General features: G+C 66.1%; 4 protein-coding genes. 3 read left to right on the top strand and 1 reads right to left on the bottom strand.

Annotated features, from left to right (window positions below):
• On the bottom strand, positions 1-367 hold a 367-nt coding region (locus WBF82_RS00060), incomplete at its 3' end, for a DUF1990 family protein (protein WP_424381078.1).
• Positions 368-419: 52 nt separating this feature from the next.
• Here WBF82_RS00060 and WBF82_RS00055 point away from each other — a divergent pair.
• The 3 genes from WBF82_RS00055 to WBF82_RS00045 form a co-directional block, all read left to right on the top strand.
• A complete protein-coding gene (locus WBF82_RS00055; protein ID WP_424381076.1) occupies positions 420-1,286 on the top strand; it encodes an aldo/keto reductase in 867 nt (288 codons plus the stop codon).
• A 111-nt stretch (positions 1,287-1,397) separates the two neighbouring features.
• On the top strand, positions 1,398-2,024 hold the full coding sequence (locus WBF82_RS00050) for a PaaI family thioesterase (protein ID WP_424381077.1): 627 nt from the start codon (positions 1,398-1,400) through the stop codon (positions 2,022-2,024).
• Between the two features lie 73 nt (positions 2,025-2,097).
• On the top strand, positions 2,098-3,451 hold a 1,354-nt coding region (locus tag WBF82_RS00045; RefSeq protein ID WP_424381075.1), incomplete at its 3' end, for an aminoacyl--tRNA ligase-related protein.

Genomic DNA, 3,451 nt, shown 5'->3' with positions numbered 1-3,451 from the left:
CCGCGGCGGTGACCGGGTCGTGGCGAACCACGAACCGTTCCTCACCGGACTCGGGATGACCGGGCAGGGTGCCATAGGCAAAGCCCCGCACGGTCGGTTCGTCGATGACGTACACCACGCGGCACGGCGCTTTCAGGAAACCCATCGTGACCATCACCACCGCGCCGACCTCGACCACGTCGCTGCTGGGCTGGACGCGTAGTCCGGCGCCGCGCTGCATACCCCAGTGCATCACCGCATCAGCGGCGTCCACGAAACGCTGGTGACCTGCGCCGATCTGGGACACAAAGCCGAGGTGGCGGTATCCGGGCGGCGGCGGACCGGCCGTCGCACCGACTTCGGGATAGGTCAGCGGCAGGTTGCTCATCGTGTACAAGTCCACCTGCTTAGCTTGCCAGGCGCGGCGTACGGTCGTAGAAGTGACTACAGCCCAAGCGTCCGGAACCCTCACCCTCGGCGGCGAGCTGACGGTAAACCGACTCGGCTTCGGCGCAATGCGCCTGACCGGCAAGGGCGTCTGGGGGCCGCCGGCCGATCGCGGCGAAGCCGTGCGAGTGTTGCGCCGCGCCGTCGAGCTCGGCGTGAACTTCATCGACACCGCCGATTCCTACGGTCCCTACGTCTCCGAGGACATCATTCGCGAGGCGTTGCATCCCTACGACGGACTGGTGATCGCCACCAAGGCCGGGCTGCTGCGGACCGGACCGGACGTGTGGATTCCGCTGGGCAATCCCAGTTATCTGCGTCAGGAATGCGAAATGAGCTTGCGCCGGCTCGGCGTCGAGACCATCGACCTTTTCCAGCTGCACCGCATCGACGCCAATTTCCCGCTGGAGGAACAGGTCGGGGAGCTGAGCAAGCTGCAGACCGAAGGCAAGGTCCGCCACATCGGGCTGTCGGAGATCGACGTCGACCAGCTCACCGCCGCACAGGTGATCGCGCCGATTGTTTCGGTGCAGAACATGTACAACCTGGCCGCTCGCACCGCCGAACCGCTGCTGGATGCCGCGGAGAGCCAGGGCATCGCTTTCATCCCGTGGTTCCCGCTGGCCGCGGGACCGCTGGCGGCCCCCGATGGTCCACTGCAGAAAGTCGCGGACGGCCACGACGCGACGCCCTCGCAGCTGGCGCTGGCCTGGCTGCTGAGGCGATCGCCGGTGATGCTGCCCATTCCCGGCACGTCCAGCGTCGCCCACTTGGAGCAGAACGTAGCCGCCGCCGAGATCACGCTGTCCGACGAGGAATTCGAGACGCTGGCCGCCGCCGGCGCCGCACAGGACAACTAGCTGCCGCGGGCGCAGCCCGGCCACCGTTCGGCCTCGCCGAGATCGACGCCAGCGACATCTGCTCTCGCACTTCGTCGCGCTGGTGTCGATTTCGATGCATGGCACAGTGTTCTGGTGGCCGGCGAACACATGCGACACCCGGGCGGCGGATTCAATCCGCCCGAACCAACCACCAGAGGCGGGCCCGACTACGGGCGGTTCATCGAAGCGGTGCGCACGCTGCAGGATCACGCCCGCGCGGTCGACGCACCCGACGGGGTGATCAGTGAGGCGGCCGACCTGATCGAAAAGGTGTCCGGCCTGCTCAGCCCGTTCGACGTGGACGAGTGGACGACGCCGTCGGGCCGACGAATGGACCTGCCCAACCGCGGCAACATCTTGCCGGTGCCGATGAAGGTGCATCGCACTGACGACGGCCGCATCCAGGGCTGGGCCCGCTTTCGACGGTTTCACCTCGGGCGCAACAGCGCCGTGCACGGGGGCGCGCTCGGGCTGCTGTTCGACTCGGTCCTGGGTATGACGTCTGGGGTGATCACCGGCGGCCCTCGCCAACGCACCGCATACCTGCACATCAATTACCGCCAGGTCGTCCCGATCGAAAAGGAGCTGCAGATCGATGCGGGGGTCGACCGGGTGGAGGGTCGCAAGATCTTCGTGTCGGGCCGGTTGAGCGACGGTGACACCGTGCTGACCGAGGCCGAGGCGCTGTTTGTGTTACTCAAACCCGGCCAGCCCTAAGGCCCCCGATAGCATGGTCGGGTCCGTTTGAACACCCGACGGAACCCCATAGAAGAGCATGGAGACCGCGTCGATGACCGCCCTCGCACACCCCGCCCCAGCAGCCCCGATCCGGGTGCCTGCCGGGACGACCGCGGCCGCCGCGGTGCGCGAAGCGGGCCTGCCGGGCCGCGGTGCTCCCGACGCGATCGTGGTGGTGCGCGACGGCGAGGGCAAGCTGCGCGACTTGAGCTGGATTCCGGCCGACGACGCCGAGGTCACCCCGGTGGCGGCCAACACCGACGATGGTCGAAGCGTCATCCGGCATTCGACCGCCCATGTGTTGGCCCAGGCCGTCCAAGACATGTTCCCCAACGCCAAGCTCGGCATCGGGCCGCCGATTACCGACGGCTTCTACTACGACTTCGACGTGGCGGAGCCCTTCACGCCGGAGGATCTGGAGGCGCTGGAAAAGCGGATGCGTCAGATCCTCAAGGAGGGGCAGCTGTTCTCCCGACGGGTCTACGAATCCAAGGAGCAGGCCCGCGAAGAGCTGGCCAAGGAGCCTTACAAGCTCGAACTCGTCGACGACAAGTCCGGGGACCCCGACGTGATGGAAGTCGGCGGCGACGAGCTCACAGCTTACGACAACCTCAATCCCCGTACCAGGGAACGGGTTTGGGGCGATTTGTGCCGCGGACCGCACATCCCCACCACGAAGCACATCCCGGCGTTCAAGCTGACCAGAAGTTCTGCCGCGTACTGGCGCGGCGATCAGAACAACGCCAGCTTGCAGCGCATCTACGGCACCGCGTGGGAGTCGGCCGAGGCGCTCGACCACCATCTGCAGTTGGTCGAAGAAGCGCAACGCCGCGACCACCGCAAGCTGGGCGTCGAGCTGGACCTGTTCAGCTTTCCCGACGAAATCGGTTCTGGGCTAGCGGTTTTCCACCCCAAAGGCGGCGTCGTGCGCCGAGAGCTCGAGGAGTACTCGCGGCGCAAGCACATCGAAGCCGGCTACGAATTCGTCAACACCCCGCACATCACCAAGGCGCAACTGTTCCACACCTCGGGACACTTGGACTGGTACGCCGACGGCATGTTCCCGCCGATGCATCTCGATGCGGAGCTGAACGACGACGGGACCGTGCGCAAGCCGGGGCAGGATTACTACCTCAAGCCGATGAACTGCCCGATGCACACGCTGATCTTCCGGTCGCGGGGCCGGTCGTATCGCGAGCTTCCGTTGCGGCTCTTCGAGTTCGGCACCGTTTACCGTTACGAGAAATCCGGTGTGGTGCACGGGCTGACGCGGGCCCGCGGGTTCACGATGGACGATTCGCACATCTTTTGCAGCCGCGAGCAACTCCACGACGAACTGGCCTCGCTGTTGCGCTTCGTGCTAGATCTGCTCGCCGACTACGGCTTGGAGGACTTCTATCTGGAGC

Origin of the sequence: Mycobacterium sp. (assembly GCF_049673265.1) — a bacterium.
Lineage (GTDB): Bacteria > Actinomycetota > Actinomycetes > Mycobacteriales > Mycobacteriaceae > Mycobacterium.
The sequence above is the reverse complement of the archived record's forward strand: the minus strand, read 5'-3'. Positions and strand labels throughout refer to the sequence as shown.